Annotated in this window: 11 protein-coding genes; 4 read left to right on the top strand and 7 right to left on the bottom strand. The window is 73.9% G+C overall.

Translation table 11 applies throughout. The features are described from left to right. The first annotated feature begins 41 nt into the window (after positions 1 to 41). The gene (locus EDF32_RS12085; RefSeq protein WP_123308811.1) at positions 42 to 1,247 is read left to right on the top strand and encodes a hypothetical protein; all 1,206 of its coding nucleotides are present in this window, start codon (positions 42 to 44) and stop codon (positions 1,245 to 1,247) included. 295 nt (positions 1,248 to 1,542) lie between these two features. Here EDF32_RS12085 and EDF32_RS12095 read toward each other — a convergent pair whose 3' ends face one another. The 5 genes from EDF32_RS12095 to EDF32_RS12115 are packed head-to-tail and all read right to left on the bottom strand — an operon-like array spanning position 1,543 to position 8,740. Then, complete coding sequence (locus tag EDF32_RS12095) at positions 1,543 to 2,493, bottom strand: NAD(P)-dependent oxidoreductase (protein WP_123308812.1); 951 nt, start codon at positions 2,491 to 2,493, stop codon at positions 1,543 to 1,545. Between the two features lie 9 nt (positions 2,494 to 2,502). Then, the gene (gene cydC / locus EDF32_RS12100; protein ID WP_123308813.1) at positions 2,503 to 4,329 is read right to left on the bottom strand and encodes a thiol reductant ABC exporter subunit CydC; all 1,827 of its coding nucleotides are present in this window, start codon (positions 4,327 to 4,329) and stop codon (positions 2,503 to 2,505) included. Next, positions 4,326 to 6,080 carry a thiol reductant ABC exporter subunit CydD gene (gene cydD, locus EDF32_RS12105; protein WP_123308814.1) on the bottom strand — a complete coding sequence of 585 codons (1,755 nt, stop codon included), beginning with the start codon at positions 6,078 to 6,080 and terminating at the stop codon, positions 4,326 to 4,328. The genes cydC and cydD overlap by 4 nt, the downstream gene beginning before the upstream one ends. Then, on the bottom strand, positions 6,077 to 7,219 hold the full coding sequence (gene cydB / locus EDF32_RS12110) for a cytochrome d ubiquinol oxidase subunit II (protein ID WP_123308815.1): 1,143 nt from the start codon (positions 7,217 to 7,219) through the stop codon (positions 6,077 to 6,079). Before cydB ends, cydD begins: the two co-directional genes overlap by 4 nt. 24 nt (positions 7,220 to 7,243) lie before the next feature. Further along, the gene (locus tag EDF32_RS12115) at positions 7,244 to 8,740 is read right to left on the bottom strand and encodes a cytochrome ubiquinol oxidase subunit I (protein ID WP_123308816.1); all 1,497 of its coding nucleotides are present in this window, start codon (positions 8,738 to 8,740) and stop codon (positions 7,244 to 7,246) included. A gap of 441 nt (positions 8,741 to 9,181) precedes the next feature. Between EDF32_RS12115 and EDF32_RS12120 the strand changes: the two genes are divergently transcribed. Continuing rightward, a complete protein-coding gene (locus EDF32_RS12120) occupies positions 9,182 to 12,832 on the top strand; it encodes a ribonuclease E/G (RefSeq protein WP_233565893.1) in 3,651 nt (1,216 codons plus the stop codon). A 61-nt stretch (positions 12,833 to 12,893) separates the two neighbouring features. Further along, positions 12,894 to 13,469 (top strand): thymidine kinase, encoded by a 576-nt coding sequence (locus EDF32_RS12125; RefSeq protein ID WP_123308931.1) that lies wholly within the window; start codon positions 12,894 to 12,896, stop codon positions 13,467 to 13,469. Here the strand turns inward: EDF32_RS12125 and EDF32_RS12130 are convergent. Further along, the gene (locus EDF32_RS12130) at positions 13,439 to 14,053 is read right to left on the bottom strand and encodes a protein-L-isoaspartate O-methyltransferase (protein ID WP_123308818.1); all 615 of its coding nucleotides are present in this window, start codon (positions 14,051 to 14,053) and stop codon (positions 13,439 to 13,441) included. The genes EDF32_RS12125 and EDF32_RS12130 overlap by 31 nt on opposite strands. 83 nt (positions 14,054 to 14,136) lie before the next feature. Beyond that, positions 14,137 to 16,068, bottom strand: coding sequence for a BCCT family transporter (locus tag EDF32_RS12135; protein WP_123308819.1), 1,932 nt, complete (start codon positions 16,066 to 16,068; stop codon positions 14,137 to 14,139). 347 nt (positions 16,069 to 16,415) lie between these two features. On the opposite strand from EDF32_RS12135, the gene rplU reads away from it, so the two are divergent. Beyond that, positions 16,416 to 16,724: a 50S ribosomal protein L21 gene (rplU, locus tag EDF32_RS12140; RefSeq protein ID WP_199734932.1), complete on the top strand. Its 309-nt coding sequence runs from the start codon at positions 16,416 to 16,418 to the stop codon at positions 16,722 to 16,724. Positions 16,725 to 16,726 lie beyond the last annotated feature (2 nt).

Below are 16,726 nucleotides of genomic sequence, written 5' to 3' on the forward strand. Positions count from 1 at the left end.
GGACCAGCAACTCACGTCCGGTAATCAGGAGGGCTTCGAGGATGCCGACAGGCAGCGAGCGTTACAGGAAGCACAAGGTCTGGGAGACCCTCAAGCTCAAGCGCGAGGCACTGCACGCGGCCCGGTTCGGTGACGCCTCGTTGGAGCAGTGGCGCACGGACATCGTCGAGTGGCTCGACGAGGCCCTCAAGACGCGCGGCGCACGGCAGCCGGCGCTCTACCTCAGCACCCTGGATCCCCTCAGCGCCGCGCTCAACCAGCTTCCTACGGATGCCAACGCGTTCCAGTCGTACGTGGCGAGGAGCAACGCCCGCAGCGGCCAGAGTGTCGCGGTCCTCGAGGGCGCCCTGCGCGCTCTGCCCCTGCCTCCACCGAAGGACCTGAAGGCCGACTTCTTCGAGCTGATCGACAAGGAGGTCAAGGTGCACAATGTGACCCTTGCCGAGCTCGAGCGTCACGTTGCGGAGACCGAAGAGTCCCTGCAGGCTCGGCGCGACGAACTCGCTGCAGTCACCACTGCGGTCGAGGCGCTGCACGGGGAGATCCAGCTGGAACGCGAGAAGATTTCCGGGGTCAGCGAGTCGACCGAGGCCACCATGCTGGGGGAGTGGAAGGACGCTCTCGACACTTGGAAGCGGCAGCGCGAGGAGACCGATCACCAGCACGACGTCGAGGCTGTGGCTCACATCGGGGCTCTCGCCGCGACGACGAAGGCAGGGGAGGCGCTGGCGGAGCACGCCGCGGGCGACCTGAGCGCCGCGGACTGGTACGGCCGAGCCAAGCGAGAACGCCGGGCTGCACAGTGGATGCGAGCCGGAGCGATCGCCGCGTTCGTCTTCGCCGGGGCCGTCGGGTACTTCATCGTGGAAGAGGCGATCAAGAACAACTTCGACATCTCGGTCGGCGGCGGGATCCTGCGGGCCTCGATCGCCGTCGTCATCGGTGCGTTCGGTGGGCTGCTGCTGCGCGAGTCCGGACGACATTTCCGTGAGGCAGACACGGCTGAGGACGTGGCCCTCTCGCTCAAGGCGTTGGCCCCGTTCTACGCTAACTCTGACGAAGGTGTTCGCCTTGCGGCCCGGGTCCAGGTCGGGGATGCGGTTCTCGTCAAGAACGTGCTGTCCCGGTTCGCAAACCGCGATGCGGCAAAGCATGCCGGGGAGGCCAGCACTGCCGATCTGCCGGGCCTCGTCGCGGAGGCATCGAAGGCGTTGAACCTGCCCGGCGGGTCTGACACCAAGGCCTGATGGAAGGCAACGACCCGAAGCGCGTAGGCACGATCAGCCAGCGTGCCTGCGAGCTGTCGGATATGTTCCCTCGTTAGACGGGGTTGGCGAACGTTGTCCCCTGGTTGCTTTCTCGCGCTCGCTGGCGGTCTACGGCCAGGAGGGTGAGCCGTGCCGGCGCTGCGGCGCGACGCGTTCATGAACCGCTCGGCGTACTTCTGCCCGGTGTGCCAGCCGGTGCCCCGGAGGACCGGCCCGGCCCGACCTCCCCGCGCCTGACCGCGGACCGTCGACATCTCGGCGGACGGGGCGGGCGTCAGCGGTCGACGACGTTGCGCACCGGCTCTCCCGCGCGCAGCGCCGCGAGCTGGTCCTCGAGCAGCCGGTCCGCGCCCTGCGGCCGCCCGCCCGCGACGTGCGGCGTGAGGGTCGTCCGCGGTGCGTCCCACAGCGGAGAGTCCGCCGGCAGCGGCTCCTTCTCCGTGACGTCGAGCGCCGCGCCGCCCAGCCGACCCTCGCGCAGCGCCGCCACCAGGGCGTCCTCGTCCAGCGCCGAGCCGCGCCCGACGTTGACCACCAGCGCGTGGTCGGGCAGCGCGGCGAGGCGCTCGGCGTCGATCGCGTGGTGCGTCGCGGGGGTGGCCGGCAGGAGCGAGACCAGCACGTCCGTCGTGGCGAGGACGCCCGCGTCGCCGGAGAGGTCCTCCTCGGTGACGACCCGGACGCCGTCGCGCACGCCGGCGGTGCGGGCGACGCCCGTGACGTGTGCGCCGAGGAGCCCGAGCACGGGCGCCAGCCGCCCGGCGATGGACCCGAACCCCCAGATCGTCACGTTCGCCCCGTCGAGGGTGAACCGGCCCGCGGTCGCCGGGTCGGCCTGCTCGCGCCCCAGCGCGGCGTCCCAACGGTGCTCGCGCTGTGCGGCGCGGAGCCGGTCGAGCCGCCGGAGGCCGGCGAGCACCAGCGCGAGGGCGTGCTCGGCCACGGGGCCGTCGTGCAGCGACCGGCCGCTCGCGACCGCGACGTCGGCGGCGAACCCGGCGCCGAGCACGGAGTCCGGCCCGGCGGCGAGGGTCTGCACCAGCCGCAGCCGGGTGAGCCGCCGGGCGGCGTCCTCGAGGCCCGCCGCAGGGTTGGCCCACGCGACGAGCACGTCCGCGTCGGTGTGCTCGTCGGGGACGGGCTCGTCCACGGCGTAGCGGACGACGACGTCGTCCGGCCGGGTGGTCGGGTCCAGGTCGATGGTGTCCGGCAGCAGGATCTTCACCCGACGAACCTACCGCCGCGCCGTCGCGGAACCGAGGTCGGCGACGGGCGCGGCCGGGTCGCCGGGCTGCTCCTGGGCGAGGGACCAGGCGTATCCGGGGTCGCGCCCGACGAGCTCCGCGTGGCTGCCGCGCGCGACCACGCCCGCCGGCCCGCCGCCGGGCGGCGTGCCGAGGACGAGGACCTCGTCCACGGCGTCGAGCGCGGTGAGCCGGTGCGTGGCCAGGACGAGCCCGTGGCCGGTGGCGCGGGCGTCCGCGACCAGGGTCCGCACGAGCTCGTCGGCGGTGGCCGCGTCCAGGTGCTCGGCCGGCTCGTCCACCAGCACCCACGGCGCGCGGGTGACCAGCGCGCGGGCCGCGAGCAGGCGGCGGCGCTCGCCGCCGGAGACCGTGGCGCCGTCCGGGCCGAGGAGCGTGGCGACGCCGTCGGGCAGGGCGTCGAGCCAGGCGGCGAGGCCGACCCGGTCGAGGACCGTGACCGCCTCGGCCTCGTCGAGGTCGCCCCGCGCGACGCGGAGGTTCTCGAGGACGGTGGTGTCGAAGACGTGCCCGTCCTCCGCGACGAGGACGGCGTCCCCGGGCACGTCGAGCGACCCCGCGACGGGCGGCACGAGCCCCGCCAACGTGGCCAGCACCGTGGTCTTGCCGACGCCGGAGGGCCCGACGAGCGCGACGGCGGCGCCCACCCCGACGGCGAGGTCGACGCCGACGACCGCCGGCGTGCCGTCCCAGCCGACGGAGAGGTCGAGCGCGCGCAGGGTCCGCGGGGGAGCGGCGGGAGTCTCGCCGGCGCTCCCCGCCCGCTCGGTGCGGGCCGCGGGCGCCGAAGGAGCCGCGGGGACTGCCGCCTCCGCCTCGTCGAGCAGGCCCATGATCCGCGCCGCGGCCCGGCGCGAGCGGCGCACCTGGATCGCGGCGGCCGGCAGCGCGGCGACGCCCTCGAACGCGGCGAGGGGCGTCAGCACGATCACGGAGAGCTCCGTCGGGTCGAGCGTGCCGGCGGCGACCGCGGGGATGCCCAGGAGCAGCGCTCCGAGCACCGCGAGGCCGACCGCGGCGGACTGGAGAGCGGCGGCGAGCGCCGAGACGCGCGCGCCGTCGTCGGTCGCCGCGGCGAGCTCCCGGTCCGTGCGCCGCAGCGCGACGAGGCGCTCGTCCATCGCCCCGCCCACCTGGAGCGGTCCGGCGTTCTCGAGGATCTCGAGCGTGCGGGCAGACATCTCGGCCCGGACGCGGGCGCTCGCGGCCTCCGTGCGTGCCGCCGCCCGTGAGGCGAGCCACGGCGAGAGCACGCCCGCGAGCAGGAGGCAGGCGGCGAGCACCAGCGCGGCGGACGGGAGGAAGGCGCCGACGACGACGACGGACAGCACCGAGACGACCACCGCGACGCACGCAGGCACGAACGCGCGGACGACGACGTCCCCGACGGCGTCGACGTCGGCTCCCACCCGCGCGAGCAGGTCGCCGCGCCGCACCCCCGCGAGGGCCGTGCCGCGCCCCGCGGCGAGCCGCGCGTAGAGGTTGGCGCGCAGCGCGGTCATCCCGCGCAGCGCGAGGTCGTGGGACGCGAGGCGCTCGAGGTAGCGGGCGACCCCGCGCCCGATGCCGAACGCGCGCACCGCGACGACGGCGATCGAGACGGCGCCGATCTCGGGCATCTGCGACGCCCGGGCGATGAGCCATGCGGCGACGGCGGCGAGCCCCACCGCGCAGCCGAGCGCGAGGGAACCCCACGCGACGGCGACGACGAACCCCCGCGCGCGCAGCTCGAGCAGCGGCACGGCGCGGCGCAGCGGGTCGGTCGCGGCACGCCCGGTGCCGCGCTCGCCGCTCATGCGGGCACCCCCGTCGCGACCGGCCGGGCGACGACCTCCACGACGTCGTCGGCGAGCGCGACGACGGACGCGCGGTGGGCGACGACGACGACGGTGCGCCCCTGGTCGCGCCAGGTGCGCACGGCATCGAGGACGGCCTGCTCGCCGCGCGCGTCGAGGTGGGCGGTGGGCTCGTCGAGCACCACCAGGGGCACGTCGTCGGGGTCGTCGAGGAGCGCGGCCGCGAGCGCGGCACGCTGTCGCTCGCCGACGCTCAGGCCGGTCCCGCCGCGCCCGACGACGGTGTCCCAGCCGTGGGGGAGCCTCGCCACGACCGCGTCGAGGCCGCTCGTGCGCGCCGCGGCGTCGATCGCTGCGTCGGTGACGTCACGCTCGTCGCGGACGACGTCGCGCAGCCGGCCGGGCGCCAGCGCGGGGCGCTGCGGGACCCAGGCGACCTGCGACCACCACGACGCGGGGTCGATCTCCGCCAGGTCCGTGCCGGCCGCTCCGTCCGTCCCCGTCCCCGCTCCCACGACGCCGCCGCGGACCGTGACCCGCCCGGCGTCGGGCCGCAGGAGCCCCAGGAGCACGAGGACGGCGGTGGACTTGCCGGCGCCGCTGGGCCCGGTCAGCGCGAGCACGCGCCCGGTCGCGCCGCCCGCGCGCGCGGGCAGGTCGAGCGTCAGCGAGAGGCCCGCCGGGGCGTCGGTCGCGCGGTCCCCGGCGCGCACGCTGACGCCGTCGAGCTCGATGCGCGACCCGCGCAGCGGCGGCGCCGGCGTCGTGCCCCGGGCGTGCACGGGGGTGTCGAGCACCGCGAAGGCCTGCTCGGCGGCGGCGAGACCGTCGGTCGAGGCGTGGAACTGCGCGCCGACCTGGCGCAGCGGGAGGTAGACCTCTGGGGCGAGGACGAGGACCGCGAGGCCCGCCTCGAGGTCGATCCCCTCGCCGCGCAGGAGCCGCAGCCCGATCCCGACCGCGACGACGGCGACCGAGAGCGTCGTGAGCAGCTCGAGGACCATCCCGGACAGGAACGCCACGCGCAGGGTCCCCATGGTCGCCCGGCGGTTCGCGTCCCCGAGCGCCCGCACGCGCGCCTGCGGGCCGATCTCGCGGCCGAAGGCCTTGAGCGTCGGCAGCCCGGTCAGCAGGTCGAGCACCTGGGACCCGAGCCGCTGGACGACGACGAGGCGGCGCTGCGCGGTCCCCGCCGTGAGCTGCCCGACCAGGACCATGAAGAGCGGGATCAGCGGGATCGTGCACACGACGATCACGGCGGAGACCCAGTCGAGCCCGAGCACGACGAGGATGGCCAGCGGGGTCACGGTCGCCGCGAGCAGCAGCTGGGGCAGGTAGCGCACCAGGTACGGCTCGAGGGCGTCCAGCCCGCGGGTGGCGAGGGTCGCGACCTCGGGCCCGCGCCCGGAGGCGAGCCGGCGCGGACCGAGCGCGGTCGCGTGCACGACGACGGCCTCGCGCAGCTCAGCGATCGTGCGGGCCGCGGCGCGCAGCGCGAACCGCTCCTGCGCCCACGCGGTGCCTGCCCGGGCCAGCACCACGGCGGCCAGCAGGAGGAGCGAGGCGCCCTCCGGCCCGGACGACCACGAACCGTCGACGGTGCCCTCGATCGCCGGGGCGAGCGCGCGCGCGATCAGCAGTGCCTGCGCCACGACGAGGACGGCGGTCAGCAGCCCGAGGAGCGTGGTGAGCACGACGTAGCCGCGCGCGGCGCGGGCGTGTCGCAGGAGGCGCGGGTCGAGCGGTCTCACGCCTGCCTGTCCCGCTCGCCGCGGACGGCCGCCCCCGTGCCGGCGCGCGGGTCGGCGGTCTCGTCGACGGTGAGGTCGAGCCGCGCCGCGGTGCCGTCCGAGCTGCCGAACGCCTCGGCCTTGACCTTCTCCCAGCTCAGGCCGATCGAGTCGGGGATGTCCTCGGTCGTCAGCCGGCGTCGGAACACCCAGTAGGTCCAGGACTGGTAGATCAGGACGACCGGGACCAGGACGACGGCGACCCACGTCATCACGGTCAGCGTGTAGTCGCTGGAGGACGCGTTCTCGACCGTCAGGGAGTTCGCCGGGTCGACGGCGGGCATGACGTCGGGGTACATCGAGCCGAAGATCAGCACGACCGCGGAGACGATGGTCAGCGACGAGAGCACGAAGGCCCAGCCCTCGCGGCCCTTGGCGTTGGTGACGACCACGCCGAGAAGGCACGCGGCGGCGACGGCCACGACCGCCCACGTCCAGGTCACGGAGTACGCGATCTGCGCCCACAGCGCCCACGCCGCGGTGACGAGCGTCGCGACCACCGAGAAGTACCCCGCGAGCCGGCGTGCGCGCGCCCGCATCTCGCCGTCGGTCTTCAGCGCGAGGTAGACGGCGCCGTGGGTGAGGAACAGGCTGACGGTGACCAGCCCGCCGAGCAGGGCGAACGGCGACAGCAGCGAGAAGAAGCCACCGGTGAACTGGTGGTCGGCATCGAGCTCGACCCCGCGCACGAGGTTCGCGAACGCCACGCCCCACAGCAGCGCGGGCACCCAGGACCCGGCGATGATGGCCTGGTCGCAGCGCCGGGCCCACACCGGGTCGTCGATCTTGCCGCGGTACTCGAAGGCGACCACCCGCACGATGAGCGTGAGCAGGATGATCAGCAGCGGCAGGTAGAACCCGGAGAAGAGGGTCGCGTACCACTCGGGGAAGGCCGCGAACGTGGCGCCGCCGGCGGTGAGCAGCCAGACCTCGTTGCCGTCCCAGACCGGGCCGATGGTGTTGATCAGGAGGCGCCGCTCCTTGTCCTTGCGGCCGAGGACGGGCAGCAGCATGCCGACGCCGAAGTCGAACCCCTCGAGCACGAGGTAGCCCGTCCACAGGACGGCGATGAGCACGAACCAGACGATCGCGAGATCCATGGTGACTTCTCCTCGATGCTCGCGTCAGTACGCGAAGGACAGGGGGCGTTCGGCGTCGTCGGTCTGCGCCTCGGGCGACTCGTCGCGCACGGTCAGCGGGACGCCCTCGCGGGCATAGCGCCGCATGAGCCGGAACCAGACGACGGCGAGCACGGCGTACAGCAGCGTGAACGCGATCATCGACGTCAGGACGAACCCGGGCCCGACGGCGGTGGACACGCCTCGCTCGGTCAGCAGCCGCACCTCGTCGATCCCGGTCGGGTTGGGGGCCACGACCCACGGCTGACGTCCGGTCTCGGTGAAGATCCAGCCGAACGAGGCGGCGAGGAACGGCATCGGCAGGCTGACGAGCGCGAGCGTGGAGACCCAGCGGCTCGACGTCACGCGCCCCTTGCGGGTGACCCACAGCGCCACGACGGCGAGGGCGGCCGAGAAGACGGCGAGGCCGATCATCAGCCGGAAGCTCCAGTAGCTGAGGAAGAGGTTCGGCGTGTACTGGACGGGGTTGCCCGCCGCGTCGGTGTCCCCGTACTTCGCGCTGTACTCGCGCTGCACGTCGTAGACACCGGGCAGATAGCTGTCGGGGCCGGTGAAGTGGTTGGTGCCGAGGAAGCTCGCGAGATAGGGGATCTTGAGCTCGTGGCTCACGCCCTCGCAGGAGTTGGTCAGGTCGCCGATGGTCAGCAGGGAGAACCCGGCGCCCTCCTCGCCCTCGCAGAGGGACTCGGCGGACGACATCTTGCCGGGCTGCTGGTCGTACATGAGCTTGCCCTGGGTGTCGCCGGTGATCCCGACGCCGGCTCCGGCGATCAGCAGCACGATCGCGCCGACGATGATCCCGGGCCGGTAGACGTCACGGGCCAGCTCGATGTTCTCGGGCCGCCTGGTCCGCACGAGCCGGACCATCCACCACGCGCTGATCCCGGTGACGAAGGTGCCAGCGGTGACGAACGCGGCCGTGACCGTGTGCGGGAACGCGGCGAGCAGGGTGTTGTTGGACAGCACCGCCCAGATGTCGACGAGCTCCGCCCGCCCCTTCTCGGCGTTGTACTCGGTGCCGACCGGGTGCTGCATCCAGGAGTTCGCCGCGAGGATGAAGAACGCCGAGAGGTTCACGGACACCGCGACCGCCCAGATGCACGCGAGGTGCACCTTCTTGTTGAGCTTGTCCCAGCCGAAGATCCACAGCCCGAGGAACGTGGACTCGATGAAGAACGCGGCGAGCGCCTCCATGGCGAGCGGCGCGCCGAAGACGTCGCCGACGAAGCGGGAGTACTCGGACCAGTTCATGCCGAACTGGAACTCCTGGACGATCCCGGTGGCGACGCCGAGCGCGAAGTTGATGAGCAGGAGCTTGCCGAAGAACTTCGTCAGCCGCAGCCACCGCTCGTTGCCGGTGCGCACCCACGCGGTCTGCATGATCGCGACGATGGGCGCGAGACCGATCGTGAGCGGCACGAAGATGAAGTGGTAGACGGTGACGATGCCGAACTGCCACCGTGCGAGGTCGAGTGCTTCCACGGGAGGGCTCCCTGTCTCGGACGTGCTGCCTGCGTTCCCTGGGACGAACTTAGGCGCACTCTGCACCGACGGCGCGCGCGAGCACCAGCCCCGGAGGCAAATTGTGAAGTGATTCACGAAGTCGAGCGCTGCGGATCCTCCGAGCGGTCGCGTCGGCCTCCACCGCCGGCGAGGCCCGCTGTGCGATACTGGGGCCACCGGGAGGATCCACACTCCTTCCGCCAGAACGAGCTCGCACCACCTGCTTCCGCGGCAGAGGGAGCGCCGCCGGCCCGGACCTCGTCCGAGACGGCGTGCCGCCCCCGCCGCGCGCAGACGGTGCCGGGCCGTCCACGACGACTTCCGCCGCCGGGGCCGGTGCAACGCACCCCTCGAGCGACGACCGACCGCCCCAGGGGCTGCCAGGTGTGGGGTGGCCGCTCGGGTGACAGGAGTACCCGCGTGACCCTCGACAACACCACCGGATCAGCCGACGGAACCGCTCCGAAGAAGGCACCCCGGCGCCGCGTGACCCGCACGACCGAGTCTCTGCGCGGAGCGGCTCAGGCCACGGCGGACGTGCCCGCCACGGCGCCCGAGCCCGCGCGAGGAACCGCCGAGACCCCGGTCGTCGCGCCGCCGGCCGCCCCGGCCGAGACCCCGGAGCCCGCTCGGCGCAGCCGTTCGCGCCGGGTCGTGCGTGAGACCGGCGGCACGCCCGAGCCCGCGGCGACCGCGGCAGCGCCCCGGACGGCGCCCGAGACCGCGATCGCACCTGAGACGGCAGAGGCGCCGGCCGCAGAGCCCGCGGCCGCAAGAACGCCGGCGAAGAAGGCCCCGGCCCGCCGGGCGACGAAGAAGGCGGCCGCTCCCGAGGCGGTCGTCGAGCAGACGCCCGCCGACCAGGCACCCGCCACCCAGGCACCCACGGAGCAGGCGCCCACGGAGCAGGCGCCGGCGGTGGCGAAGCGCACCACGCGCTCGCGCCGTGCGACGAAGGCGGCCGCGCCCGCCGAGGCGCCCGCGACCGAGCCTGTCGCGGAGCCCGCCGCCGCGCCTGCCGCCGAGGACGCTGCCGCACCGAAGAGCGCGAAGGCCCCGGCCCGCCGCGCCAAGGCCCCGGCGAAGCAGCCCTCCCGCGAGACGACGCCCCCGGCCCGGGGCGGCCGTCCGCCGCGAGACGCCGGAGCAGGCGAGACCGACGCACCCTCCGTGGTGGCACCCCGGCTCGCGACCACCGCGCTGCTCTTCCAGGCCCCCGAGTCGACCGGCCGGCGCTCGCGCCGGGTCCAGGCGCCAGCGGGACCGCCGCGCGCCGGCCAGCCGACGTTCGCGTCGGCCGCCTCCACGCGGGTCGCCGGCACCGACGCGTCCGCCGAGGCGCCGGCGGAGCAGGCCGGGCCGACCGCCGGCGCACAGCGCGCCGCCGAGGCTCCCGCCCCGGCGAAGCGTTCGCGCGGCGGCCAGAAGAAGAGCGGCGGCCGCACGAGGGGCCCTCGCGCGACGGCGCAGGAGTCCGCCGACGCCGAGACCCCGACCGTCGAGACCCCGACCATCGAGACCCGGGCCGTCGAGCCCGGGACGGTCGAGGAGGACGCCACGATCGAGCCCGCGCAGGCCGAGCCCGCGCAGGCGTCGCTGAGCGAGGACGACGCAGCCGCGGTCGAGGAGGTCGGCCACATCGAGTCCGAGCTCGTCGCCGAGGGCGTCGAGGTCCCGGACGACGAGCTCGAGCCGGAGACCGACGAGGACGCCGACGACGAGGACGCCGACGACGAGGAGCGCGGCGGCACGCCGCGGCGCCGTCGTCGCCGTGGCGGACGCGGACGCCGCCGTGGCGGCGAGGGCCGCTCCGGCGACTCGCCCGCGAGCGACGAGGACGAGGCGGACGAGCCCGAGGGCGCGGCCGAGCCCGTCCCGGCCTCGGACGAGAGCGAGCCGGGCGCGCCCGTGGGCGGCGAGGCGGGCTCCGCCGACGCCGCCCGGGCCGACGCGGGCTCCGCGGACGCCGAGGCGGACTCGGACGACTCCGAGGAGGGCTCGTCCTCGAGCCGTCGCCGGCGCCGTCGTCGCCGTGGCGGACGCGGCGAGAGCACGGGCGAGAGCGGCGGCCGTGGCGAGCGGGCCGAGCGCGGCGCCCGCACCCGGAGCATCACCGACGAGGTCACGGCGCTCAAGGGCTCCACGCGGCTCGAGGCGAAGCGCCAGCGTCGCCGCGACGGCCGCGACGCCGGCCGGCGCCGCCAGATCATCACCGAGGCGGAGTTCCTCGCGCGCCGCGAGTCCGTCGAGCGCTCGATGGTCGTGCGCGAGAAGGACGGGCGCACGCAGATCGCCGTGCTCGAGGACGGGATCCTCGTCGAGCACTACGTCTCGCAGCAGTCCGCCGCGTCGATGGTGGGCAACGTCTACCTCGGCCGCGTGCAGAACGTGCTGCCCAGCATGGAGGCCGCGTTCGTCGACGTCGGCAAGGGGCGCAACGCCGTCCTGTACGCCGGCGAGGTGAACTGGGACGCCGCGGGCCTGGACGGCAAGCCGCGGCGCATCGAGTCGGCGCTCAAGTCCGGCGACAGCGTGCTGGTCCAGGTGACCAAGGACCCGATCGGCCACAAGGGCGCCCGCCTGACCTCGCAGGTCACGCTCGCGGGGCGCTACCTGGTCTACGTGCCCGGCGGCGGCATGACGGGCATCTCCCGCAAGCTCCCCGACACCGAGCGCGCGCGCCTGAAGAAGATCCTCAAGGAGGTCGTCCCCGACGGCTCGGGCGTCATCGTCCGCACGGCCGCCGAGGGCGCGAGCGAGGACGACCTGCGCGCCGACGTCGAGCGCCTGCAGAAGCAGTGGGAGTCCATCGAGAAGAAGTCGAAGAGCGCGTCGGCGCCGGCCCTGCTGCAGGGCGAGCCCGACATGGCGATCCGCGTCGTGCGCGACATCTTCAACGACGACTTCAGCTCGCTCGTCGTGGCGGGCTCCGCCGCGTGGGAGGAGATCTCCGGCTACGTCGGCGACCTCGCGCCCGACCTGGTCGACCGCGTGCAGCGGTGGACCTCGGAGCAGGACGTGTTCGCGGTGCACCGCGTCGACGAGCAGCTCGCCAAGGGCCTCGACCGCAAGGTCTGGCTCCCCTCCGGCGGCTCGCTCGTCATCGACCGGACCGAGGCCATGACGGTCGTCGACGTCAACACCGGCAAGTTCACGGGCTCGGGCGGCACGCTCGAGGAGACGGTGACGAAGAACAACATCGAGGCCGCGGAGGAGATCGTCCGCCAGCTCCGGCTGCGCGACATCGGCGGCATCATCGTCGTCGACTTCATCGACATGGTGCTCGAGTCCAACCGCGACCTCGTGCTGCGCCGCCTGGTCGAGTGCCTGGGCCGCGACCGCACCAAGCACCAGGTCGCCGAGGTCACCTCGCTCGGGCTCGTGCAGATGACCCGCAAGCGGGTCGGCCAGGGGCTCGTCGAGGCCTTCAGCGAGACGTGCGAGCACTGCAACGGGCGCGGCTTCGTCGTGCACAGCGACCCGATCGAGAAGAACGGCTCCGGCCGCTCCACCGGTCGCGGCGGCGAGCACGGGCCGGACGCGGGGCGTCCGTCGCGCAACGCCCAGACCGCCTCCCCGGACCGCGGCGAGGACGACGACGAGCAGGACGGCGACGCGTCGCGGTCCTCGCGCGGGCGTCGTCGACGCAGCGGCAGGGGCGAGGGCTCGAGCGAGTCGCCCGCCGTCCCGGTGCTGCCGGAGCCGACGTCGGAGGCCCGCGAGGCCGTGAAGGCCACGCTCGCCACGATCGCCGCGGCCGCGGCGCACGCCCACGAGCACGACGGCGAGCACCCGGACGCCGCGGACGGGCCGGCGCGTGCCGCGGCCGCCGCGGCGGCGGTCGACGAGGCCGTCCAGAGCGCCGTCGGCGACCTCGGCATCGTGCTCCCGGAGCGCTCGACCCCCCCGGCGGCCTCGCCGGAGCCGGAGACCGCGGCCGAGCCGGAGGCACCCGCGGAGCCCCAGGCCTCGCCGGAGCCCGAGCCGGACAAAGGAGCCGAGGCCGCGCAGGTCTCGGAGCCTGCTGGACCGGCTGACGGGTCGCCGTCCGAGGTGAGCCCGGCCTCCTGACGGGGGTGCGTGCTGTACTGACCCGGTGACGGGTGGACGCGTCGAGGCGATCGTCGGGCCGATGTTCGCGGGCAAGAGCGAGGAGCTCCTGCGCCGCGTGCGTCGCCTGCAGGTCGCCGGGCGCGCGGTCGACGTCGTCACCCACGCCCTCGACACCCGTCGGGGCGTGGGTGCGGTCACCTCGCACGCCGGCGCTCGCCTCGACGCGAGGACGGTCGCCTCGGCGTCCGCCCTCGCGGCGGGGGTGCCCGACGACGTCGGGGCCGTCGCGGTGGACGAGGCCCAGTTCTTCGGTCCCGGGCTCGTCGACGCGGTCGAGGGCCTCGCGGACCGTGGCCTGGTGGTGATCGTCGCCGGTCTCGACGTCACGTACGACGCGCGGCCCTTCGAGCCGATGGTCTCCCTCGCGGCCCTCGCGGAGCGGGTCGACCGGCTCACGGCGGTCTGCGCGGTCTGCGGTCGCGACGCCCCGTTCCACGTCCGCGCGGACGCACCCCCGTCCGCGGGCGGGGGAGCGGACGCGCTCGCGCCGGTGGCGGAGCACGTCGGCGGGTCCGAGACCTACGAGGCGCGCTGCCGCGACCACCTGGGCGACGCGCCCTGGCGTCAGGGCCGGCGCAGCGGGACGAACGTGTAGGTCCCGTGCTCCGAGGTCCGGAGCTGTTCGCCGTCGCGCTCCACGAGCACCAGGACGTGCCGCACGGGGGCGACCATGCGCCCGCCGTCGGCCAGCTGGTCGACGAGGTCCGCGGGGAGCGTCTCCGCCGCGGCCGAGACGAGGATCCGGTCCCAGCCGCCCGGGCGGGGGCTGCCGAGCACGCCGGGCGCCGCCTGCTGCACGCTCGCCCACGGCGTCTCGCAGGCGGCGAGCGCCTGCGCGGAGCGGTCCACGAGCTCGGGGACGAGCTCGACGCCGAGCACCTCGCCCGTGGGCCCGACGAGGTGGGCGAGCAGCGCCGTCGTCCACCCGGACCCCGAGCCGACGTCCAGCGCCCACGCGCCGGGCGGGACCTCCAGGAGCCGGAGCATCTCGGCGACCGTCGACGGCTGCGAGCACGTGGCCCCGAAGCCGATGTCGATCGGGTGGTCCTCGCCCGCGCGGGAACGGGCCGACGCCGGCAGGAAGGCGGCGCGGTCCACCGCGCGGACGGCGTCCCCGACGCGGTCCGGACCGGGGACGGGCGTGCCGGCGTCGTCGGACGTGCCAGGACCGTCGGGCATCACGTGCCTCCTCGCGACCGTGTCCACCGACAGTACGACGGGCAGGTCGTGCACGACACGCGAGCGCCGCGCCGGCGTGCGGTTCAGGAGCGCGTGGGCACCGGTTCGTGCACGGCGTCCCCGTGGCCGTCCGGCTCGCCCGCGGCAGGTTCCTCCTCGTGCGGGCTGTACCAGTCGCTGAGGGCGGGGTCCTCGGAGTCGAGCCACGCGCCTGCGCCGTCCTCGTGGGCCGCGGACACGACGCCCACGACGAAGTCGTCCCCGTGCTCCTCGATGCCGCTGCGTACCCCGCGGCTGAGGGCCTCGCGCGCATAGCGCCGCCGCAGCGTCTGCGGGTCCCGGGCGAGGTCCTTCGCCCACGCGACCATGATGAGCATCACCACGAAGGCGAAGGGGAGCGCGGTGATGATCACCAGGCTCTGCAGTCCGCTGAGGGCGACCGCGCCTCCCGCGACGAGCAGCACCCCCGCGATGGCCGCCAGCGCGACGCCCCACACGATGGTCGTCCAGCGGCTGGGTGTGGGGTTGCCGTGCTGGGACTGCGAGGACATCACGATCGACGCGGAGTCGGCGCTCGTGACGAAGAAGATGACGATCGAGACCATCGCGACGACGGACGTGAGCGTCCCCGCGGGGAGCTGGTGCAGGAGCGTGAACAGCATGTCCTGCGGGGACTCGGCCGAGCTGAGGGCGCCCGTGGTCTGCTCCAGCCACATCGCCGTGCCGCCGAGGACGGTGAACCAGACCAGGCACACGGTCGACGGGACGACGATGACGGTCACCACGAACTCGCGGAGCGTGCGCCCGCGGCTGATCCGGGCGATGAAGAGCCCGACGAAGGGCGTCCACGAGACCCACCACGCCCAGTAGTACGTGGTCCACGAGTCCATGAACGACTGGGCGTCCGGGCTCGTCGCGCCGGACTGCGCCATGAGGGTGAACCCCTCGGCGAGGAACGTCATGAACGCGCCGGGTATCAGGTTGAGGATGAGGACGGTCGGCCCGGCGACGAACACGAAGAGCCCGAGCAGCCCTGCGACGACCATGTTGATGTTGGACAGGGCGCGGATGCCGCGCTTGACGCCCGAGACCGCCGAGAAGATGAAGCCGATCGCGAGGATCGCGATGATCGCCACGAGCGCGCCGTTGGTCATCGGCCCGGCGCCGCTGACGATCTCGATGCCACGCCCGATCTGCAGGGCGCCGATGCCGAGGGAGACCGCCGTGCCGAACAGCGTCACGATGATCGCGAAGGCGTCGACCACGCCGCCGAGCCCGCCCTTGGTGCGCTCACCGAAGATGGGCTCGAGCAGCGAGGAGATGAGCGGCGAGCGCCCCTTGCGGTAGGCGGCGTAGGCGACTGCGCCACCGACGAGCGCGTAGTAGGCCCACGCGACCGGGCCCCAGTGGAACAGGGTCTGCGCGATCGCGACGTGCATCGCGTGATCGGACTCCGCCGGGACGTCGGCGAATGCCGGTGGCAGGTCCAGGAAGTAGGTGATCGGCTCGTACGGTCCGTAGAAGAGCAGGCCGATCCCCATGCCTGCGGAGAAGAGCATCGCGACCCACGAGCCCGTGGAGAACTCGGGCTTCTCGTGGTCCTGGCCGAGGCGGACGGCCCGGTACCGGCCGAATCCGAGCCACATCATGAACACGAACACGGTGACGGTGAGCAGCCCGAACATCCAGCCGAACGAGCGGCTGACCCACGCGAGTCCTGCGGTGGAGGCGCTCGAGAGGCTCTCCGGTGCCACCACGCCCCACCCGAGAAGGCCGACCACGAAGACGGCGGCGATCGCGAACACCGGCCAGCTGGTGCGGAAGGTGCTGTGCGTCTGCTCCACGCCGAGGCCAGGAAGCAGGGCGGGATGGACGCCCTCGGCGGTCGAGGGGTCCGTCACCTCCTGGATCACCCGCTCGGCGTCGTCCGCGACGCGGCGTGCAGCGGAGTGGCCGTCGCGGGCGGGGGGCGGCGGCTCGGCGGCGGTCTCGGGCGTGCGTCGGGGGGTCTTCATGAGAAGGATCCTTCGGGCGTTCGCGGATGCCGCTGTCGACCGGCGGGGCATGACGGTCAGGAACCATACAGGTAGCCTCGACCGGGGCTTGACCTGGCGGTGCGAGTTCCTGGTCCGTCGATCAGGGCTGGGTCACGTGTTCGGTGTGCGCGACGCCACTGCCCGCGCGGGCGGCACCGGGATTGACCCGGGCGTCGGCATTCCGTAATCTTGGACGTCGGTGCGCTTCGCGCGCGCCTTTCCGGTGTGCCCCCGGACCAGATCGCACTCCTGCACCGCGGTGTACCGAGTCACCAAGACGGTCGGGCGGGCGAGCACACGACATGGCGAGAGAGATGAGCAGCAACGTGGTGTACGCAGTGGTGAAGGCCGGAGGCCGCCAGGAGAAGGTGTCCGTCGGCGATATCGTCGTCGTCGACCGTCTGAAGGCGACCGAGGGTGCGTCCGTCGAGCTTCCTGCTCTCCTCCTCGTCGACGGGGAGAAGGTGACCACCGACGCCGAGAAGCTCGCGAAGGTCGTCGTCACCGCCGAGGTCGTCCGGGACGAGAAGGGCCCGAAGATCACGATCCTCCGGTACAAGAACAAGACCGGCTACCGCCGTCGTCAGGGCCACCGTCAGCAGCTGACGCGCCTGAAGGTCACCGGCATCAAGTGATC

Source organism: Cellulomonas sp. PhB143 (genome assembly GCF_003752595.1).
Taxonomy (GTDB): Bacteria; Actinomycetota; Actinomycetes; order Actinomycetales; family Cellulomonadaceae; genus Paraoerskovia.

Excerpts from the sequence above, each read along its gene's own strand:
- cydB (WP_123308815.1), bottom strand. The coding sequence starts at position 7,219 with ATGGATCTCGCGATCGTCTGGTTCGTGCTCATCGCCGTCCTGTGGACG.
- EDF32_RS12125 (WP_123308931.1), top strand. The coding sequence starts at position 12,894 with ATGTTCGCGGGCAAGAGCGAGGAGCTCCTGCGCCGCGTGCGTCGCCTG.
- EDF32_RS12135 (WP_123308819.1), bottom strand. The coding sequence starts at position 16,068 with ATGAAGACCCCCCGACGCACGCCCGAGACCGCCGCCGAGCCGCCGCCC.
- EDF32_RS12085 (WP_123308811.1), top strand. The coding sequence starts at position 42 with ATGCCGACAGGCAGCGAGCGTTACAGGAAGCACAAGGTCTGGGAGACC.
- EDF32_RS12130 (WP_123308818.1), bottom strand. The coding sequence starts at position 14,053 with ATGCCCGACGGTCCTGGCACGTCCGACGACGCCGGCACGCCCGTCCCC.
- cydC (WP_123308813.1), bottom strand. The coding sequence starts at position 4,329 with ATGAGCGGCGAGCGCGGCACCGGGCGTGCCGCGACCGACCCGCTGCGC.